This window comes from Streptosporangium sp. NPDC020145, assembly GCF_040631275.1.
GTDB lineage: Bacteria > Actinomycetota > Actinomycetes > Streptosporangiales > Streptosporangiaceae > Streptosporangium.
The window spans coordinates 24,604-43,525 of sequence record NZ_JBEXZT010000038.1; the positions used below are offsets into that span (position 1 = coordinate 24,604).

An 18,922-nucleotide genomic window follows, 5' to 3' on the forward strand; every position below is an offset into this window, starting at 1 on the left:
GATGGGGGAGCGGCACGATGAAACTCGGTCTCAAACCGGACTCGGTGGTCCGTAACCGGTCGTTCGCGCTGCTGTGGTCGAGCCAGTCACTGTCACTGGTCGGCACGCAGATCACCCTCGTCGCGCTGCCGCTGACCGCGGTCGTCGTCCTGAACGCGACCCCGATGCAGGCCGGTGTCCTCGGCTTCCTCGAACGCCTGCCGTACCTGCTGTTCGCGCCGCTCATCGGCGTGCTCGTCGACCGGGGCAGACGCAGGCCGCTGTTGATAGGCTCCGACGCGGTCAGGGCCCTGCTGCTGGGCTCGATCCCCGTCTCGTACGGCCTCGGCTTCCTGTCGATCGGGCAACTGTTCGTGGTGGCGTTCGTCATCGGCATGATGACGGTCGTCTTCGACGTGTCCTACCAGGCCTTCCTGCCCGGCCTCGTGGGGCGTGGGCACCTCGTCGAGGCGAACGGCAGGCTGCAGATCTCCGAATCGCTGGCCCAGGTGGCGGGCCCCGGGCTCGCGGGCCTGCTGATCGGCGTGCTGAGGCCGCCGGTCGTCGTCGCCATCGACGCGATCAGCTATCTCGTGTCCGCGCTTTCGCTGCTGGGCGTCAAGAGGGACGAACGCCCGGCGCCGCCCCCGTCCGGAACGGCGCTCTCGATACGGGCCTCGCTGCGCGAGGGCCTGGACATGGTGCTACGCCATCCGGTACTGCGCTGGGCGATGATCGCCGGCGCCGTGGGGAACTTCTTCTTCGACGCCCTGACGGCCGTGTTCTTCCTGTTCCTCATCCGTGACGTCGGCACCGGCGCCGGTGGGGTCAGCCTGATCATCTCGGTGGGGAGCGTGGGGGCGCTGTGCGGCGCGTTCTGCCTGGGACCCGTCACACGCTTCCTCGGCACGGGGCGGTCGTTGCTGGTGTCCACCGCGCTGCCCGGGGTGGGGGTGCTCGGCCTCGCGACCGTTCACGGGGGCGGCATCGGGCTGGTCACCGCGGCGGCGGCGAACTTCGTCGTACTGTTCGCGGTCCCGATCTACAACGTCACGATCATCAGCCTGCGGCAGGCCGTCACCCCCGACCACCTGCTCGGACGGGTCGTCGCGACCGTGCGCATGATCTCCTGGGGCGCGCTGGCGCTCGGCTCGCTGGCGGGCGGGGCGCTGGGCGGCCGGATCGGTCTCAGGGAGACGGTGCTCGTCGCCGGTGTCGGACTGTTCGTGCCCACCGTGATCCTGTGGTTCTCACCGGTGCGTCACATGCGCTCCGTCCAGGAACTCTCCGACGATGATTCGACCGCCTCACCGCAGGCCGCCCGCTCCGAGTGACGAGAAGGGAACGATCTTGAGCCCCTACCACGGGTCCGGTCCCGGGGAGATCACCCCGGACGGCTGTGCCGTTGAGTTCTACGACCTCCTGCCGCCGATGGGGGAGGCCGAGATCGTGCACGCGGCTCTGCTCGCCGGGGCGTCGATCCTGGAGCTCGGCTGCGGGACCGGCCGGATCCTGCGGCCCCTGGCCGATCTCGGCCACCCGGTCATGGGGGTCGACGAGTCCCCGGCGATGCTGGAACGCCTGGGAGAGCTGCCCGCCGTACGGGACCGGATCGAGACGGTGCGTCTGGGGCGCGTCTTCGACGCCGTCCTGCTCGCCAGCACCATGATCAACACGGACCCGGCGCAACGCCGCGCCTTCCTGCGGACCTGCCGTGAACACCTCGCCCCCAACGGCACGGCCGTCTTCCAGCGGACCGCCCCGGACTGGTTCGACACGGCCCAGCCGACCGCGCACGAACACGACGGCATCCGGCGCGTGGTCAGAGAGGTCCACCGGGACGGGCCGTGCGTCGACGTCGTCATCGACTACCACGTCGGCGAACGAACCTGGACCCACGCCTTCAGCCGCCACCCCGTCGACGGAGCCGAACTCGCCGGCGACCTGGCCGAGGCGGACCTGACCCTGGGCCGGTGGCTCACCGACGACCGCACCTGGTTCACCGCGACCCCACGGACTCCACGGACTCCACGGACTCACTGACTCGCGGGTACGCCTCAGGCCAGCAGGCCGCGCAGGCCCCTGGCGAGGAACAGCATGCCGAACACCAGGATCAGCAGCAGGGACAGGGCGCCGTTGTGCCGGATCAGCCAGCCGCGCATCCGCCGCAGTCGCTGCGGGCCGTCCTTGCTGAGCGCGGTGGCGTAGGGGGCGAGCACGCCGAGGCTGCCGATGACGACGAACGCGGCCGCGAGGATCACCTGCCGCCCCGCGGGCAGTGGCACCCGGCCCGCGGCGACGGCACCGCCGGCCAGGGAGGCGAGGTTGACCGGGTTGGCCACGATGAGCACGGCCGCCACTCCGGCGATCCTGGGTTTGGTCATCGTGTCCATCGCGGCGATCCAGCCGGGCACCTTCGGGTCCCTGCCCTCCTTGCGGCGTACGGCCCTGCGAACACCGAAGAAGGCCGTCAGGAGCAGGAGGACGCCGATGACCAGGCTGATCCAACCGGCCCAGGCGGGCGACTCGTGGCCGGTGGCACCGGTGGCGCCCAGCAGCGCGATGAGGGCCAGCAGCACGACCCAGCTCATGATCAGCCAGGTGATCTCGAACAGCAGGGCCTTGGCCCGCCCGTTGGCGCTGATCAGCAACGCGATGACGGCCACGACCGGGAACGGTGAGACGATCAGGCCCAGCGTGTAGGGCAGCATGTCGGCGAACGCCTCACCCATGGTCGCCCTCCCGGTAGGCGATGGCCGCGGTTTCGTTGGAGCGGCGTACGGCCCGGACCCCCAAGCTGCGATTGGCTTACCCCCTTTGACCTGGGATGATGCTTGGCGATCTCGTGAACCTGCCCCATCTCGCACCACGGATGCTCGGCCGCGAAGCCGCTCCGCCGACCTTCGCGACGGGCGAACGGCCCCCAGCGGTGCTGGGGGCCGTTCGCTGCGTTCGAGGAGCGTGAGGTCAGACGCCGAACGCCGCCGGGTAGCGGATGACGCCGCTCGGGACCGGCTGTTCAGGGTTGAAGGCGAGCGCCATCATGTACTTGTCCTCGACGTCGAAGGGCGGGCGGATTCCGTACCCGGAGGCCGGGGTGAAGCCGAAGCGGGGGTAGTACTCGGCGTGGCCGAGCACGAGCACCAGGTTCTCGCCCTGCTCACGGGCGGCTCGCAGAGCGGCGCGGATGGCGGCGGACCCGGAGCCCTGCCGCTGATGGTCGGGCTTGACGGCGCACGGGCCCAAGGTGAGGGCGGGTGAGTCGCCGACATGGCAGCGGGTGAGCAACGCGTATCCAGCGAGATCGCCGTCGGGGGTCTCGGCCAGCCAGGACAGGCCGGGCAGCCACGCCTGCGGGTCGGCTCGCAGAGCCTCGACAAGGTCGGCCTCGTGCGGGCTGGGGAAGGCGGCGAGGTTGATGTCGCGGATGGCGGCGACGTCGCCGGCGTTCTCGGGACGGGTGGTCCAGGAAGAGGTCATGGTCGGGTTCGTCTCCTTGTCCTTCTGCGGATGCAGGACATAGCCGGTGTACCGGTAGTCAGCGCCGTGCTCGCGGCGCATGGTGATCTCTTGCAGGGTGGCCGCGACCGCCTCGCGCATCCCGGGTACGGCCAGGTCGGCCGCGTGGGCGCGCTGTGACAGCGGCGTGCGGTACTCCTCGAACCAGTCGAGGTACGGCTGACGCAGGTCGACCGCGGTGACCTCGGCTCCGGCCTGGGTCGGCACCAGCGAGGAGCGGCCCGGCCCGCAGCCGATGTCCAGCACGCGCGGGCGCGGCGTCGGCGGCCCGGCCAGGGACAGCAGGTGGCGGGCGGTCGCGTCGGAGCCGGGGCCTTGACGTGCCAGGTTGTCGTGCAGGGCGAAGAACGCCGCCACTGTGGGGTCGCCGACCGGGTCGTACGGTCTTCCGGGCATGGTGGTGCGGCCTCCGGGTGGCCGATGAACGGTCGAGGAGGTCGGTGGGACGCGGCCGGTCATGGCTGCTGGTCCCGGAACCTGTAGGTGGCGCGCAGGTGACTGGTGATGGCCTTCTGCCGGTTGACGCGCTCGTCGCGCAACCGGGCATCGGTACGTGCGGCCGCCCAGGCGTTCTCCCGTTGCAGCTTGCGGTAGCTGTCCAGACGGCGTCCGGTCAGCTCGCCCGCGTCGATGGCGGCCTGAACCGCGCAACCCGGTTCGGTGTCGTGGGCGCAGTCGCCGAAGCGGCAGTCCCGGGCGAGGCGTTCGATCTCGGCGAAGACCTGCTCCAGGCCGTCGGCGGCGTCATGCAGGCTGATCCCGCGCAGGCCGGGCGTGTCGATGAGGACCCCGCCGCCGGGCAGGGGAACCAGTTCGCGGCGGACCGTGGTGTGGCGGCCCTTGCCGTCCTGCTCGCGTACCGTGCCGGTGGCCAGCCGCTCCTCGCCGAGCAGCGTGTTGCCGAGGCTGGACTTGCCCGCGCCCGAGGGGCCGAGCAGCACGGTGGTACCGCGCACCAGCGCGGCCAGCACGTCGATGTTGTGACCGGTGGCGACGCTGGTGACCAGGACGTCCACGCCGGGTGCCAGCGCTTCGGCCTCGGCGTGGACGGCCTCGGGATCGTCGGCCAGGTCCGCCTTGGTCAAGACGATCACCGGCTGCGCCCCGCTCTCCCAGGCCAGGGCGAGCAGCCGCTCCAGTTTGGCCGCGTCCAGGGGCGTGGCCAGGGACAGGGCGATGACGACCGTGTCGACGTTGGCGGCGAGCACCTGTCCGTGGGAGGACCTGGACGCCGACGAGCGCACGATCGCGCTGTGCCGCGGCAGCAGCGCCGCCAGGTGCGGTTCGGCGCCCGGGCGCAGCGCGGCCCAGTCGCCGGTGCAGGGCGTCAGGAGCGGGTCGGGCGGGTACGGCGCGGCGAACGAGGCCCGCAGCGGGCCCGACGTGGTGATCGCCGTGCACAGGCCGCGATCGACCCGGGAGATCCGCGCCGGCACGAGGCCCGCTTCGTAGTGCTCGGTGAAGGTTCGGTCGAGTGCGCCGGTCCACCCGTACCTGAACAGGCCGGATGGATCGGTGTACGTGTATGGCAACGTGAGAGACCCTTGCGGAGAAGGGGCCCCGACGAGACGCGGACGTCACCCCGCCTGGCGAACCCGATGGCTCAAGGCTGGGGGAAGAAGTGGGTCAGACCGGGGCCCGGGACGTGAGGTTGGTCCGGGCGCTGCCCATGGCAGCGGTCTTCACCGCGGTCATCAAACCTCACCTCCCTCCCACACCGATCCAATACCGAACGAACGGCAGCCTAGCACCCCGACCAGGGTCAGTTGTACCGCTACCGGTGAGGTCCACCGTGACCTTTCCTCACCGACGCCGTGGAACGACCGCTCGGACGCGGACCACGGACGTTCGCACACTGGTGCACGTGACGCCGACGCGTTCCGGCCCTGACGGCGGTGGCCTCATCACCCGGGCGCGCCCCGCCGCGTACGATCAGGCCTTGCCACTCCGTGATCCAGGCAAACCGCTCAATGACTCACCGCACAGGAGACGCCAGCACATGAACACGTCATCGTCGTCATCTGGAGCGGAACGGGCCGCCGAGTCATCCATCCGGATCGGCGCTCTTGCCCCGCTGACCCGGCCTGGCTGGGTCGAGGCGGGCCGGCACCTGATCGCCGGACTTGAGCTGGCCGTTCACGAGGTCAACGACGCCGGGGGCATCGCCGGAAGGCCGCTCGAACTGGTGGTCAGGGACACCGCGGCCGATCCGCAGAAGGCCGCGGCGGCCGTGGACGAACTGGCCGGTCTGGGGGTGACCGCCCTCGTGGGGGAGTATCACAGCGTCGTCGCCCGAGCCGCCGCAGCCAGGGCCGACGCCCTCGGCCTGCCGTTCCTCTGCTCGTCGGCGGTCCTCGACGAGCTCACCGAGCGGCCGACGGAGTGGGTCGCGCGCCTGGCCCCCGCGCAGTCCCACGGCTGGCGGATCTACGCGGACTTCCTTCTCCGCGCGGGCCACAGCCGGATCGCCGTGGCGGTCCAGCCGAGTGTCTACTGGGCGTCCGGGACCCGCGTCCTGCGGGACCACCTCGCCCCCCGTGGCGGCACCGTCACCGAACTCGACATGCTCGCACTCACCCCCGCGGCCGTGTGCGACGCACTCGTCCGTGACCGCGCGACAGCCCTTCTCCTTCTGGTCGGTCACCCGGAGCCGGCGGCGTCGATCGTCACGTCCGTCCGCCGTGACCCGCGCCTCGGCGAGATCATGATCGGCGCTCCGGCCGGGCAACCGGAGTCCGCCGAGTGGGCGACGCTGCTGGGCGACGACGGCGTCGCGATCCCCTTCCTGCGCTACCTGCCCGAAGTCCTCAGCCCGCTCGGCGCACGCGTCGAGACGGCCCTTCGCGAACGGCTGGCCGAAGCACCCTCCTTCGTGGCCTTCGAGGGCTACGACACGATCGCCGTCCTCGCCGACGCGCTGCGGTCCCACGGCACGGACCGGGCACGTGTCGCCGAAGCATGGCCGCACGTCGCGGTCGAGGGCACCCGTGGGTGGATCCGGTTCTCCCGCACTCCGGGCATCAGCGTCCGGCAGTGGGTCTGGGCACCGGTCCAGATCGTCGACCGGGACCCGGCGGAACCCGGTCGCCTCCGGGTCCTGCACTCCGGCTGAGCCGGTTCTCCCTCGTAGGATCGGCGGCATGGCGACGAGGCTTGTACAGATTGCGATGGACGCCCGGGATGACTCCGTGGTCGGCGGCTTCTGGGCGGAGGCCCTCGGCTGGGGCGTCTCCAGCGAGGGACCCGGCGTGACCAACGTCGAACCCGTGGGCTTCGCCTATCCCGACCCCGCCGCGTTGTACATCGACGTGGTCGCCGTACCGGAACCCAAGACGGTGAAGAACCGCCTGCACGTCGATCTCGCGACCACCTCCGCCGCCCACCAGGCGGACCTGGTCGCGCGCCTTCGGGCCCTTGGCGCGACGTCCGCCGACGTGGGCCAGGGCGACGTTCCCTGGACGGTTCTCGCCGACCCGGAGGGCAACGAGTTCTGCGTCCTCGCCCCGCGCTGAGAGCTTGGTCCGCGGATCGTCAAGGGCAGATCTGCTGATACGACTCCCCGGGAACATACTGCTGCCATTCCTGCCGGGTGAGGGAGCGCCCCACGGCGGCGCAGACCGCCGCGGGCGGATCCGGGGGCAGCTCCGTCTTCCACAGCCGGATGGTCCTGTCCTCCCCACCGGTGGCCAGCAGGCGACCGTCGGGGCTGAAGGCGACCGTGCGGACGGCACGGCTGTGACCGGACAGGGGAGTGCCGATCGGCCTGCGGGTGGCCATGTCCCACAGCCGGATGGTCCTGTCCTCCCCACCGGTGGCCAGTAGACGGCCGTCGGGGCTGAAGGCGACCGAGTTCACCGGACCGTTGTGCCCCTCCAGAGGAGCACCGACCGGGAGGCGGGTGGCCATGTCCCACAGCCGGATGGTCCTGTCCTGCCCACCCGTGGCCAGTAGACGGCCGTCGGGGCTGAAGGCGACCGAGTTCACCGGACCGTTGTGCCCCTCCAGAGGAGCACCGACCGGGAGATGGGAGGCCACGTCCCACAACTGGATGACGCCGCGCCAGTTCCCCGCCGCCAGCAGACGGCCGTCAGGGCTGAAGGCGACCGAGTTCACCGGCCTGCTTCCCCTCACGAGGGGAGCGCCCACCGGGAGATGAGAGGCCACGTCCCACAGCCGGATGACGCCGCGCCAGTTCCCCGCCGCCAGCAGACGGCCGTCGGGGCTGAAGGCGACCGAGTTCACCACACTTTCGGAGTTGCCAAGGGCGAGAGCACCGACCGGTTGGCGGGTGACGGCGTCCCAGAGGTGAACGTTCGCGTCGCTGCCGGAGGTCGCCAGCAGACGGCCGTCAGGGCTGAACGCCAGTGTGGCGATACCGCTGGCGGAGCCGGTCACGGGGGAGCCGCTCGGGCGGCGCGTCGTGACGTCCCACAGGCGGAAGGTTTTGTCGGTTCCACCGCTGACCAGCAGACGGCTGTCCGGGCTGAAGGCCACGGCGGTGACATCGAGGGTGTGACCGGATGGAAGGCCGCTGATCTCGTGGAATGTCGCGGTGTTCCACAACCGGATGGTGCCGTCATCACTGACGCTGGCCAGGATGCCGCCGCTCGGACTGAACGCGATGTTCGTGATCGGGCCGGTGTGTCCGCTCAACGGAACGCCGACGGGCCTCTGGGTACGGGCGTCCCACAGCCGGATGCGTCTGCCGCCTTCGTCGACGACGGCCAGCATGGCGCCGTCCGAGCTGAGTGCCAGGTCGCCGGTGTAGCCCGTCGGCAGGGGACGGCCGACCGGGCTGCCGGTGGCGGCGTCCCATAACCGCACACTCGGACTCGCCATCCCGAAGGTGGCGGCGACGGCGCCGTCGGCGCTGAACCTCACCCGAGGGGACATTCCGACGTCGCCGTCGAACATCGGGCCCTTCATGCGGCGAGTGGCCAGATCCCAGCGCTGTACGCGTGCCCCATCAAGGTAACTGGCGGAAACGGTGGTGCCGTCGGGGCTGAAGGCCACCATGACGGCGCCGCGAGCAGAGGCGATGGGCAAGGTGGCGACCGGACGGCGAGCGACGACGTCCCACACCTGGACGCCTCCCTCGTCGTCGGCGGTGTTCAGCCGGACACCGTCCCGGCTGAACTGCATGGTGGTGACGGCGGTGGTGTGACTGGTGGGCAGGGCCCCGACCAGGCGACGGGTGGCGACCTCCCACAGCCGCACGTCCTCACCGACGCCGGCGGTGGCCAGCAGGCGGCCGTCCGGGCTGAAGGCCATCGTGAGGACAGCGCCGTAGCGGGCGGGGCCGACGAACAAGGTGGAGACGAGCTGATGGGAGGCGAACTGCCACAGCTGAACGCTCCCGTCGGCGCCGGCGGTGGCCAGCAGGCGGCCGTCGGGACTGAAGACCACGGTGGTGACGGCGCCGGTGGGGTTTTTCAGAACTCCGTCCAGGGAACCGGTCAGCATGGTCAGCATGTCGTAGCGGGCCTCGGCGGTGGAGGCGAAACGCCAGGAGGCGGCGGCCAGCAGCCCGGACAGGGCCGGGTCCGTCGCGGCCAGTTCGTCACTTCTTTTGGCGACGAGCTGGGCCAGGATCTCGCGGCCACGGGCGTCGACCTGGCGGGCCGCGGCGACCGCGGACACGGCGGCGCCCGAGGCCACGATGGCCAGGACGGCCAGCGCGGCCACCGCCAGCCGCGCCAGCCGCCTGCGCCGGGCGGTGGCGCGGTCGGCCGACTCCGCCGCCCGCACGGAGGCCCGCAGGAAGGCCTGCTCGGCGACGGTGAGGTCGTCGGGGTGGCTCAGCAACGGCTTGGCGGCGGTCAGGCGCGTTCCCCGGTACAGGACACCGGCGTCCCGGCCGTGCTCGTTCCAGAGGGCGGCGGCCTCACCCAGGCGCCGCCGCAGGCGCAGCAGCTCACGCTCCTGATCGATCCAGGCGCGCAGCCGCGGCCAGGAGGTGATCAGCGCCTCGTGGGTCAGTTCGACGTGGTCGTCGTGCAGCGTCACCAGCCGGACCCGGGCGAGCCGTTCCAGCACCCCTTCGGGGTGTGCGACATGGTCGAAGTCCTCATAGGAGACCGGGCAGCGGGTGTCGGCCGCCTGCTCACCCGGGCTGACCAGCCGCAGCAGCACCCGCTTGGCCTGGTCGGCCTGCTCGGGAGACAGGTGCGTGTAAACCTGCTCGGCGGTGGCGGCGATCGCCCCGTGCACTCCGCCGGCCCGTTCGTAGCCTTCCAGGGTCAGCAGAGTGCCACGGCGGCGTCGCCAGGTCTCCAGCAGCGCGTGTGACATCAGCGGCAGCCCACCGGCCTCTCCCGCCACGTCCTCGATGATCCGGTCGGTCAGGGCGCGTTCCACGATCAGCCCGGCGGCGGCGGCCGGTTTGACGATCGCCTCCCGCAACTCCTGCCGGTTCATCGGCCCGACCAGCACCGTCGAGCCCTGCAGGGCCTCGGCGAGAGTGGAATGCTCGGCGCAACGGCCGAAGAAGTCGGCCCGCACCGCGAGGACCACCCGCCCACCGCCCGGTCCGGCCGTCGCCAGCAGCAGGTCGATGAACGCGGCCCGCTCGGCCACGTCCGAACACAGGGTGAACAGTTCCTCGAACTGGTCGACCACCACCAGCTCACCCCCGGTGAAGGCGGTGAAGGTGCCGGCGTGCTCACGCATCGGGTGGGCACCGGGAGTGAGCGTCACGACGACCGGCACAGGTTCGCCCAGGGCACCGTACCGGGCGGCGGGGATCAGGCCGGCGCGTAGCAGTGAGGACTTGCCGCTGCCCGACGGGCCGAACACCGCGGCCAGGCGCCGCCGCTCCAGCATTCCTGTCACCTGGTCCAGCAACCGTTGCCTGCCGAAGAAGCGGTCACGGTCGCCGACGTCGTAGTGCGTCAGCCCCTGGTACGGCGCGGCCCGCTCCTCCTCACCGGCGGCGGGGGAGGCGTGTTCTTCGGCCGCCTGCCGCCAGCGCGTCCGCCAGTCGGCCACGTCCCCGCCACAGGCGCGTACGTAGGCCTCCACCACAGGCCAGGACGCCAGCCGCTGCCCGGCCGCCGCCCGCGACAGCACGCTGACCGAATATCCCGCCTGGTCGGCCATTTCCCGGTAGGTGGGACCACCCGCCTCCTGCCGCAGTTTACGGAGCTCGTAGGCGAAACGTTGGACCACCCCCGCGGTGGGATCCAGGGGAGTCTCACTCCGGCCCATCCAGTGCTCCCTCCGCCTCGGCGCCGAGAGGTCGACCGAGCCGTCAAATTAACTCAGGCCGAGAAACAGCGGCAACCGTGGCGTTCCTTCACCGGATCGGCTGCGTGGTTTCGGGTGCGCCCGTCAGAGAATTGCGGCCTGCGCCGATCGGATTCTTTTTGTTGCGCACCGGGGCCTGACCTGCGCAACAACCTCTCCGGCGGCTACCTATGGTCGAGAAAGGAAAAGACACGTCTTCCAAAGAACGAGCTGGAGGCTTTCTTGCGCCTCGACGAGCGCGGCGGGCAGCCAACGAATTCCACGGTGAATACCGAGCCCGTTTTCCGTGACCACGAACCATCCGCCGGCCGTTTCGTCCGGCACCGGGAAACGGTCGGCGGACGGCCTCCCGCGGTCGTCCTCGGCGACCACGAAGAGGCGTCCCACGCCGTCGTGCGCCGGATCGGTCTCGGGGCGTTGCACCTGTCATGGCTTTCGTTCCCGCCGTCGCAGGTCTGGCGTGCCGACACGCTGATCCGCCGCTCGGCCCCCGGGACGTACTGCCTCTCGCTGCCCCTGCGCGGCGCCGAGCAGCTGGATCTGGGGAGTCGGCAGGTGATCGCGGGCCCGGGGGACCTGCTGTTCCACGACACCACCCAGCCCTTCCACATCCACCTGCTGGCCGACGCGACCGGTGGTGCCGAGATCGTGATCCTGTACATCCCCAAGGTGCTGATGCCCTTGCCCGCCGACTCTCTGGTACGGCTCGCCGGTCGAAGCCTGCCCTGCTCGGCCGGGGTCGGCGCCCTGCTGCGCCGGCACATCCTTGGGCTGGCCCGGCACACCTCCAGTTGCAGCGCGGCCGACGCCACCCGGCTGTCCATGATCACCCTGGACCTGGTCGCCGCGACCTGCGCTCACATCCTCGAAGCAGGCTCCTTCCCGCAGACCGAGTCGCCCCGTCAGATGTTGCGGGCACGCATCCACGCGTTCATCCAGCGGTATCTGAGCGACCCGGAGTTGTGCCCCGCGGGCATCGCCGCGGCACACCAGATCTCCGTTCGTTACCTGCACCGGCTTTTTCAGGACCAGGGGCTGAGTGTGGCCGCCTGGATCCGCTCATGCCGCCTGGAACGCTGCCGCCATGACCTGGCCGACCCCGCTCTGCGGCTCCGGCCCGTCCACGCCATCGCCGCTCGCTGGGGATTCGCCAACAACGCGCACTTCAGTCGTCTTTTTCGCGCCGCCTACGAGATCTCTCCGATCGATTACCGTCACCGCATCCACCTCATCGGACAACAGGCACCGGAAACGCCCTCCCGGTCGTCATGCGACATGCTCAAGCCGTGGGGAGGCCAACCCGGCGTCGATGTCCCGGCGACCTCGAAACCGCCGAGGAGCCGCGGAACCCGCGCCACCTGACCTTTTGAAAGGATTCGGCGTCAGAGCGGGTTGTCCGTCGCTTCCGGTCGGTCGGGCTGGAAGATCTCCTCGATGGTCAGGCCGAAGACGTCGGCGATGGTGAAGGCCAGGGGCAGGCTGGGGTCGTACCGCTCGGTCTCGATGGCGTTGATGGCCTGCCGGGAGACCTCGCACCGGTCGGCCAGGTCGGCCTGGCTCCATCGGCGGGCCGCACGCAGCTCGCGCAGTCGGTTCTTCATGGTGGGCCGTCACCGGTTCAGGCGGGTGCGCAGGTCCGCGATCAGCAGCCATGTCGCCACACCGCCGAGAAGGATCACCTGCGCGAGCTGCTGGAGCCGTACGACACCCGCGGCGTCGAGCAGGGTGGCCACCTGCAGTGCCACGAGGACCGCGGCGAACGCGACGGCCATGCTCTCCAGCTGGATCCTGCGCAGGTATTCGTCCGCGCGCCGGAACGCACGCAGCAGCACCCAGGCGATCGCGAGGGTGAACACGATGGTGGTCGCGATCCACCAGGCCTTCTGGGCGGTGCTCTGGTCGGGGTTGCTGCCGAGGGCCAGGGCGATCACCCCCAAAGTGGACACGGGTATGCCGTCGATGAGCACGGCGCGCCGGGCCGCGCGTGTCAGCTGGTCCTGCTGTATCTGGTTTGCCATGGAACGAATGTAAAGCACACCTTCCATGAAGTAAAGTGTCCATGACTTCATGGAAGGTGTGCTTTACATTTCGACGTCCCCAGACCCTCCGGGAGGCGGTCTTGGCCGTCCGTTCCGACGGCCACCGCGGTGTTCTCCGGCCCGCGCCCCGAACCGCCGAGGGCGCTTCCGAGGAGAACGAGGACCGGGTGGGCGCTCCGCGCGGAGGAGGACTCAGAGGGCGGCCAGGCCAAGGGCGGCCGTGACCGCGCTGAGCACCAGCAGGACCAGGGAGGGCAGGCTGCCCTTGGCGGCGTCGCGGGCCTTGACGTGGGTGGCGACGGCGCCGGCCATGAGGAGCGCCAGGCCGATCGCCGCCGCCACGCCGAGGGCTCCGACCCACAGCCCGGCGATCAGGCCGACGGCTCCGATGATCTCCAGTGCGCCGATGACGCGCATGAACCCGGCGGACACGCCGAGTCTGCCGAGCTGGGCGGCCATCTCCTCCTTGCCGGAGGCCTTCGGGAAGCCTGCTCCGGCGAAGGCGAGGGCCAGCAGGACGGACAGGACGGCGGTGGCGATGAACATGGCCGCGATCTCCTCACGGAAATTACTTCAATGATTGAACTGTTTTCTATCAGAAGTTGTTTCTCGCATGGCGGCGGGGGGCCCACCAGGGCCAAAGGGCCTCGCCACGTCAAGGACGAACGGCTTCCAGGCAGCGATGACACCGCCCGACGGTGCCGGGCCAACCGTGGAGGCGGGCCCCTCCGGGGCTCAGTTCCGGGTGCCGGGTCCGGTCGCCGACTGGGCCGTGCGCAGCAGCGAGAGCAACTCGGTCCGCTGGCCGGCGTCGAGCACCGAGATGATCGGCGCGTTTTCGAACAGGCGGGCCAGGAGGCGGTCCCTGAGCTGGTGTCCACGGCTTGTGAGGAGAAGCCGCTTGGCCCTGCGGTCCTCGGGGTCCGGTTCCCGGCGTAGGAAGCCGCTCCGTTCGAGGGAGTCGGCGATCGCGGTCACGTGGGACGGCTCGCAGCGCAGATGTGCGGCCACCCCTCCCATGCGCTGGGGCTCCTGGAGGTGGATCAGTGCTTGGGCCTGCGGAACGGTGAGCCCGACATGGGCGGCGGTCTCCTCGAAGTTCACGCGCAGGGCCGCCGCCACGGCGAACAGACGCTCCACGATCTCCTGGCCCTCCGGGTCCGGCCACTCGATTCGAATATCCGCCACGCCCTGAACTATTTCACGCCCGGCGTGGTTCCCGGGCGGCGAGGTGGTTCGGGGGTGCGTTCAGTCGTGCGGGGGAAGGTGCCCGAGCTGGTGGTCGGCGGCGTTGAGCGCCTCGTCCACCAGACGCCGCAGGTGTCCGTGACGCAGAGCGTAGATCACGCGGCGGCCCTCCTTTCGGGTGGTGACCAGCTCGGCCAGGCGAAGGCGGGCCAGGTGCTGGCTGACCGCCGGGCGGGCGAGGTCGCAGGCGGCGGTGAGCGTCGTCACGTCCGCCTCGCCTTCTGACAGCCGCCGCAGCAGGGCCAGGCGGGTGCGGTCGGCCAGCAGGGACAGGATGTCGGCGGCGACGGCCAGGCGTTCGCCCTGGTCACGCTCTTGCGAGTCATGCGCACCTGATAGGTGCATGCGTGCGCTCATCTGCACATAATGAGGGATGGGCGGTCCGCCGTCCAACCGGCTCACCCCGATTCGCACAGACTGGAGCTGTCGTGAGCGATCACACCACCCCCCACGAGCCGCACCACCATCCCCACGGCCACGGCCACGGGCATGGGCATGGGCATGGCGGGAGTCGTGGACTGCTGGCCCGCGCCAGGCACGCCTTCGTCCCACACAGTCACGACAGCGCCGACAAAACCGACGTGGCGCTGGAGTCCAGCACCCGTGGCATGCGTGTGCTGGCGATCTCCTTCGCCGTGCTCATGGTGACCGCGCTGGTCCAGGCGGTGATCGTGGCGGCCTCGGGGTCGGTGGCGCTGCTGGGCGACACCCTGCACAACGTCGCCGACGCGCTGACCGCCGTCCCGCTGGCGATCGCCTTCTCGCTGGGACGGCGGGCGGCCACGCGCCGGTTCACCTACGGGTACGGCCGGGCGGAGGACCTGGCCGGGATCGTCATCGTGATCCTGATCGCCGCCTCGGCGGGCATGGCCGCCTATGAGGCGATCAGGCGCCTGATCGTCCCCGAGAACGTCCAGGCGCTCGGCTGGGTGGCCGTCGCGGGCGTGGTCGGTTTCCTCGGCAACGAGTGGGTGGCCCGTTACCGGATCAGGGTCGGCCGTGAGATCGGCTCGGCCGCCCTGGTGGCCGACGGCCTGCACGCCCGTACCGACGGCTTCACCTCCCTGGCCGTCCTCCTCGGCGCGGGCGGCGCCGCGCTCGGCTGGCCGCTCGCCGACCCGGTCGTCGGCCTGCTGATCACGGTGGGGATCTGCTTCGTGCTGAGGGACGCGGCCCGGGAGGTCTACCACCGGCTGATGGACGCGGTCGATCCCTCCCTGGTCGAACAGGCCGAGCAGATCGTCGCCCGGGTCGCGGGTGTGAAGCGTGTCGGCTCGATACGGCTGCGCTGGATCGGGCACGCGTTGCGCGCGGAGGTCGACATCGTGGTCGGTCACGAACTGTCGCTGGTGCGGGCGCACGCGGTGGCGGTCGAGGCCGAACACCACCTCATCCACGAGCTGCCCCGGTTGCGGGCGGCCACCGTGCACACCGATCCCGACGGGCCGGAGGGCACCGACCACCACGCGGTCCTCGCGGCGCACACCTGACCGCGGGGACACCGATGGTCGGTGCCGTCCCCTCACACCTCAGGGCTCGACGAGGCCGACCACGAACGCGTAGTCGTCCAGGGTGAACTGGGTGATGCCGGTGATGCGCAGGGCCTGCACCCGGACGGTGTAGGTCCCGGGGCCCAGCGAGGGGGAGAAGCGCTCAAGGGCGTGCGCCTCCTCGGCGCCGCCGGGGGTGTCGAACCTGTAGTCCGTACTCGTGACCGGCTGCAGCTCGATGGTCGTTCCCGCGGAGTTGACCGCGACGACGCGCACGGAGCACCACGCGCTGGGGTCGCCGACGCAGAGAGACTCGGCGGTGAAGCGGGCGTCGACGAACCGGGTCGTCCCCGCGGGCACGGTGACGTTGACGGACGCCGTCGGGATGTTCCCCCAGGCCCCGACCGTCTGGGCGGTCCAGGGAGCGCTCTCCCCGGCGAAGAACTGCGCGCCGGTCTGCGTGCCGTTCTGGGAGCTGGGCACGGCGTTGGCGGCCGTGACCGTCAGCGCGAGGGCGCAGGACAGCGCCGTGGCGGCGACCACGGTCCTGATGGCTCTGGACAACGGGGGTTCCTCTCTGCTCGTACGGAGTTGTGCGCTCCGTGACGGGGCGTTGCCGGAACCACGCTGACGAGGCGCCGTGACCGGTGAAAGCCCGGCCGAATTATCCGTACAAATCCGTACAGGAACCGGTGGTGCGAACAGCGGGGTCCTGTTGCCCGTGGGACCTCCGTCTGGGAGAAAGGGGCATGCCCAGACTGCCGCTCCGGCGATCGATCGTCGCCGCCGTGGTCACCGGGGTCTGCTCCGCCGGCCTCGCCGGGTGCTCCTCCGTGACCACGACGCCCTCCAGGACACATGCGCCAGAGGACGGTCCGCGGGCGAGCACCGGAGACCGGGCCGCTGTCCGATCCGCCGTCCGGACAGTGGCCTTCGGCAGGTCGCGGGGCAGGGACGTGGCCGTCACCGCCGGGGCCGACGGGCTGGTCAGGGTCCGGTGGCTGCCCACCCTGGAACCCGCCGCGGGGCCGCTGCCCGGCGACCGCGCCGCCGTCGCCGAGCTGGACGGCCGGTCGGTGGTCTTCACCGCCGGCGGGTACGGCGGGCGCCTGTGGGATCTGGACACCCGCAGGGAGCTGCTCCACGTTCCCGCACCTGTCTCCGCGTTCGCCTTCGGCGCCCTTCGGGGGGCTCCCGCACTGTTCACCGGCGACCGCCGGGGCCGGGTCCGGATCTGGGACCTGACCTCGGGCACGTCCGCCGGGAGCCTGGACACCGGCGCGGGCACGGCGATCACGGCACTGGCGTCGGCGCGGGTGCGCTCCCGGCCGATCCTCGTCGTCGCCGTCGACAACCACGGGGACGACCCCGGCCACGCGCAGCTCTGGGATCTCACCACACGTCACAGGACCGGTGCTGTCCTGCCCGCCAGGCAGGAGGCCGAGAGCTTCGACCGGTTCCAGGTGCTCACCCTCGACGGGCGGCCCACCCTCGTCACGGGCTCCGACTACGGCCTGAGACGGTGGGATCTCGAAAGGCGGCAGGAGCTCGGCCCGTCCGTCGAGAACCGGCAGGAGGACGCCCGGCTCTTCTCCTTCCCCTCGTTCACCGTGGCCCTGGACGGCCGGCGACCCGTCCTTGTCACGGGCCGGGTCGCCGGGGCTCCGATCCAGCTACGGGACCCCGCCGACGGTGCGGTCCTGGCGGAGATGACCGTTCGACCCGGGACGGCGGTGACCGCGCTCGCGGCGGGCACGGTGAACGGCGACCAGGTACTGCTCAGCGGTGACGAGGACGGCACGGTCCGGCTGTGGGACCTGCGAACCCGCGGGCGGACCGATGGTCCGGCGCCCACCGGGGGCTCATGACCATTGTCAACACCACCCCGCCATGGCCGATAGTGTGCCATTTCGTGCCTTTTACCCTTATTCATCCTGTTGTCGCGATCCCGTTGCGCCGGTTCCTGCCACCGGCGGCGCTGGCCGCAGGAGCGATGGTCCCCGACCTTCCCTACTTCGTCCCCTACGGGCTCACCGACGTGCTCGTTCCGGTCTCCGCGCCATGGTCCCCGCTGCGGGACGCCGGGCAGACCCACCGGGTGGAGACGGGGTCGATGGTCTTCGACCTGGTCATGGCGCTGATCCTGGCCGGGGTGATCACGGTGTGCGCCGCCCCGGTCCGCGCCCTGCTGCCCCAGGCGCTGGCCCGCAGGATGGGGCGCCGCGGCCGGGGGCGGGCGGCGCACTGGGCATGGTGGCCGGTGGCCGCCGCCGTCGGGATCGCCACCCACCTGCTGTGGGACCGCCTGGTGGACGAGTGGCTGCTCGCCGCCGGGGACGTGGTGCTGATGGAGTCCGAGGGGGTGCACCTGGTCGGTTCACTGATCACCCTGACGGCGCTGGGCTCGGCCTGCTGGTGGCTGTGGCGCAGGCCGTTGAGCGAACCGGTGTCCCAGCCGGGCCTGGGAGTACGGCTGGCGCTGCCGGCGGCGATGGGAGTGCTGGCGGCCGGGCTGATCGTGACGGTGGGCGCCGGGCTGGTGGTGCGGTCGCTGGTGACGTTGACGATCGACGCGGTCGTGCTGGTGCTGCTGGCCTACGCCGCCTTCCTTCGCCTGGCCCCGTCCCGGACGAGGAGCTGATCCACGGCCGCTCCCGGATCCGGCCGGACCGGCCTGGCCGGATCGGCGGTCTCAGTTGGAGAAACCTCCCTCAGGCCGGATGATCTCCAGATTGGTGCCGTCAGGATCGTTGAAGTAGGCGACCTGGGTGCCGAGTGCCGCGTCAGGAGTGACCTCGCCCGCGATGAACGTGTAGTCCTCGCCGAGGAAGTCGTACCCGGCCTCTTTCATACGCCCGTACACCGCGTCGAAGTCGTCGACCTTGAAGCACAGATGCATCGAGCCCGGACGGTTCGCCGCCCCGTTCGTCCGCTCCCCGACCGGGTCCTGGAACTGGATGAGGTCGATGCCGACGTTGTCGAGATTGAACGTGGCGTACCGCAGCTTCGCGACGGGCAGCCCCTGTGCCTCACCGAAGGGCACACTGTGCATGGTCTCGTCCGCGACGACGGGCTCCCGTCCGGTGAGGGCCCTGTAGAACGCGATCGACGCGTCCAGGTCCGAGACCGAGATCCCAACGTGGGCGGCTCGGGTGAGGTTCATCGGAGCGCTGGAAACGGTCATGATCCCTACCCCCGTTCGCACTCTGCCTTCTCAGCGGTGGTGCTGATCGGCGCAGGTCGGGTCCCGAAAGAACCCGCCAGGAAACGATTCCCCCGCAGGGGAGGACGCCCACTCCAGGGGGTAAAGAGTGTTCCCGCCGTCGCCTTCCCGGCCGTCGGCGAGGCCCTGGCAGAAACCTGTATATGGCACTAAATCCGTTGAACGGGCGATATATGGAC

At 70.7% G+C, this 18,922-nt stretch carries 18 protein-coding genes and 1 pseudogene; 8 read left to right on the forward strand and 11 right to left on the reverse strand.

The genetic code is table 11. From position 1 onward, the window contains the following. Positions 1-17 precede the first annotated feature (17 nt). Positions 18-1,313 (forward strand): MFS transporter, encoded by a 1,296-nt coding sequence (locus ABZ463_RS37915; RefSeq protein ID WP_362784254.1) that lies wholly within the window; start codon positions 18-20, stop codon positions 1,311-1,313. 16 nt (positions 1,314-1,329) lie between these two features. Next, positions 1,330-2,022: a methyltransferase domain-containing protein gene (locus ABZ463_RS37920; protein WP_362784257.1), complete on the forward strand. Its 693-nt coding sequence runs from the start codon at positions 1,330-1,332 to the stop codon at positions 2,020-2,022. 14 nt (positions 2,023-2,036) lie between these two features. On the opposite strand, the gene ABZ463_RS37925 is transcribed toward ABZ463_RS37920, so the two are convergent. From ABZ463_RS37925 to rsgA, 3 genes are all read right to left on the reverse strand, one after another. Next, positions 2,037-2,711, reverse strand: coding sequence for a GAP family protein (locus ABZ463_RS37925; RefSeq protein ID WP_362784259.1), 675 nt, complete (start codon positions 2,709-2,711; stop codon positions 2,037-2,039). Between the two features lie 235 nt (positions 2,712-2,946). Next, positions 2,947-3,894 (reverse strand): GNAT family N-acetyltransferase, encoded by a 948-nt coding sequence (locus tag ABZ463_RS37930; protein ID WP_362784262.1) that lies wholly within the window; start codon positions 3,892-3,894, stop codon positions 2,947-2,949. A 59-nt stretch (positions 3,895-3,953) separates the two neighbouring features. Next, positions 3,954-5,030: a ribosome small subunit-dependent GTPase A gene (rsgA, locus tag ABZ463_RS37935; protein WP_362784264.1), complete on the reverse strand. Its 1,077-nt coding sequence runs from the start codon at positions 5,028-5,030 to the stop codon at positions 3,954-3,956. Between the two features lie 467 nt (positions 5,031-5,497). Here rsgA and ABZ463_RS37940 point away from each other — a divergent pair, with 467 nt between their 5' ends. Together ABZ463_RS37940 and ABZ463_RS37945 are read left to right on the forward strand one after the other, a co-directional pair. Then, positions 5,498-6,610, forward strand: coding sequence for an ABC transporter substrate-binding protein (locus ABZ463_RS37940; RefSeq protein WP_362784267.1), 1,113 nt, complete (start codon positions 5,498-5,500; stop codon positions 6,608-6,610). A 55-nt stretch (positions 6,611-6,665) separates the two neighbouring features. After that, positions 6,666-7,007 (forward strand): annotated as a pseudogene (locus tag ABZ463_RS37945) (VOC family protein); the annotation flags it as partial. A 22-nt stretch (positions 7,008-7,029) separates the two neighbouring features. Here ABZ463_RS37945 and ABZ463_RS37950 read toward each other — a convergent pair. Continuing rightward, positions 7,030-10,704, reverse strand: coding sequence for a hypothetical protein (locus tag ABZ463_RS37950; RefSeq protein WP_362784269.1), 3,675 nt, complete (start codon positions 10,702-10,704; stop codon positions 7,030-7,032). A 303-nt stretch (positions 10,705-11,007) separates the two neighbouring features. Here ABZ463_RS37950 and ABZ463_RS37955 point away from each other — a divergent pair, with 303 nt between their 5' ends. After that, on the forward strand, positions 11,008-12,105 hold the full coding sequence (locus tag ABZ463_RS37955; protein WP_362784272.1) for a helix-turn-helix domain-containing protein: 1,098 nt from the start codon (positions 11,008-11,010) through the stop codon (positions 12,103-12,105). 20 nt (positions 12,106-12,125) lie between these two features. Here ABZ463_RS37955 and ABZ463_RS37960 read toward each other — a convergent pair whose 3' ends face one another. The 5 genes from ABZ463_RS37960 to ABZ463_RS37980 all read right to left on the reverse strand — a co-directional run bounded on the left by ABZ463_RS37960 (position 12,126) and on the right by ABZ463_RS37980 (position 14,387). Beyond that, positions 12,126-12,344 carry a helix-turn-helix transcriptional regulator gene (locus tag ABZ463_RS37960; protein WP_352012240.1) on the reverse strand — a complete coding sequence of 73 codons (219 nt, stop codon included), beginning with the start codon at positions 12,342-12,344 and terminating at the stop codon, positions 12,126-12,128. Positions 12,345-12,353: 9 nt separating this feature from the next. Then, entirely contained in the window at positions 12,354-12,761 is a 408-nt protein-coding gene (locus ABZ463_RS37965; RefSeq protein WP_352012241.1) for a hypothetical protein, read from the reverse strand. Between the two features lie 213 nt (positions 12,762-12,974). Then, entirely contained in the window at positions 12,975-13,328 is a 354-nt protein-coding gene (locus ABZ463_RS37970) for a DoxX family protein (protein WP_352012242.1), read from the reverse strand. Positions 13,329-13,517: 189 nt separating this feature from the next. Continuing rightward, the gene (locus ABZ463_RS37975; RefSeq protein WP_362784277.1) at positions 13,518-13,970 is read right to left on the reverse strand and encodes a MarR family transcriptional regulator; all 453 of its coding nucleotides are present in this window, start codon (positions 13,968-13,970) and stop codon (positions 13,518-13,520) included. A gap of 60 nt (positions 13,971-14,030) precedes the next feature. Continuing rightward, positions 14,031-14,387 carry a metalloregulator ArsR/SmtB family transcription factor gene (locus tag ABZ463_RS37980; RefSeq protein WP_352012244.1) on the reverse strand — a complete coding sequence of 119 codons (357 nt, stop codon included), beginning with the start codon at positions 14,385-14,387 and terminating at the stop codon, positions 14,031-14,033. 71 nt (positions 14,388-14,458) lie between these two features. On the opposite strand from ABZ463_RS37980, the gene ABZ463_RS37985 reads away from it, so the two are divergent. Then, positions 14,459-15,520: a cation diffusion facilitator family transporter gene (locus tag ABZ463_RS37985; protein WP_362784280.1), complete on the forward strand. Its 1,062-nt coding sequence runs from the start codon at positions 14,459-14,461 to the stop codon at positions 15,518-15,520. Positions 15,521-15,559: 39 nt separating this feature from the next. Here ABZ463_RS37985 and ABZ463_RS37990 read toward each other — a convergent pair whose 3' ends face one another. Continuing rightward, positions 15,560-16,084, reverse strand: coding sequence for a hypothetical protein (locus tag ABZ463_RS37990; RefSeq protein ID WP_352012246.1), 525 nt, complete (start codon positions 16,082-16,084; stop codon positions 15,560-15,562). A 185-nt stretch (positions 16,085-16,269) separates the two neighbouring features. Between ABZ463_RS37990 and ABZ463_RS37995 the strand changes: the two genes are divergently transcribed. Beyond that, on the forward strand, positions 16,270-17,388 hold the full coding sequence (locus ABZ463_RS37995) for a WD40 repeat domain-containing protein (protein WP_362784283.1): 1,119 nt from the start codon (positions 16,270-16,272) through the stop codon (positions 17,386-17,388). Positions 17,389-17,432: 44 nt separating this feature from the next. Then, positions 17,433-18,161 (forward strand): DUF4184 family protein, encoded by a 729-nt coding sequence (locus ABZ463_RS38000; RefSeq protein ID WP_362784286.1) that lies wholly within the window; start codon positions 17,433-17,435, stop codon positions 18,159-18,161. A gap of 51 nt (positions 18,162-18,212) precedes the next feature. Here ABZ463_RS38000 and ABZ463_RS38005 read toward each other — a convergent pair whose 3' ends face one another. Next, complete coding sequence (locus tag ABZ463_RS38005; protein WP_362784288.1) at positions 18,213-18,704, reverse strand: VOC family protein; 492 nt, start codon at positions 18,702-18,704, stop codon at positions 18,213-18,215. Positions 18,705-18,922: the final 218 nt, after the last annotated feature.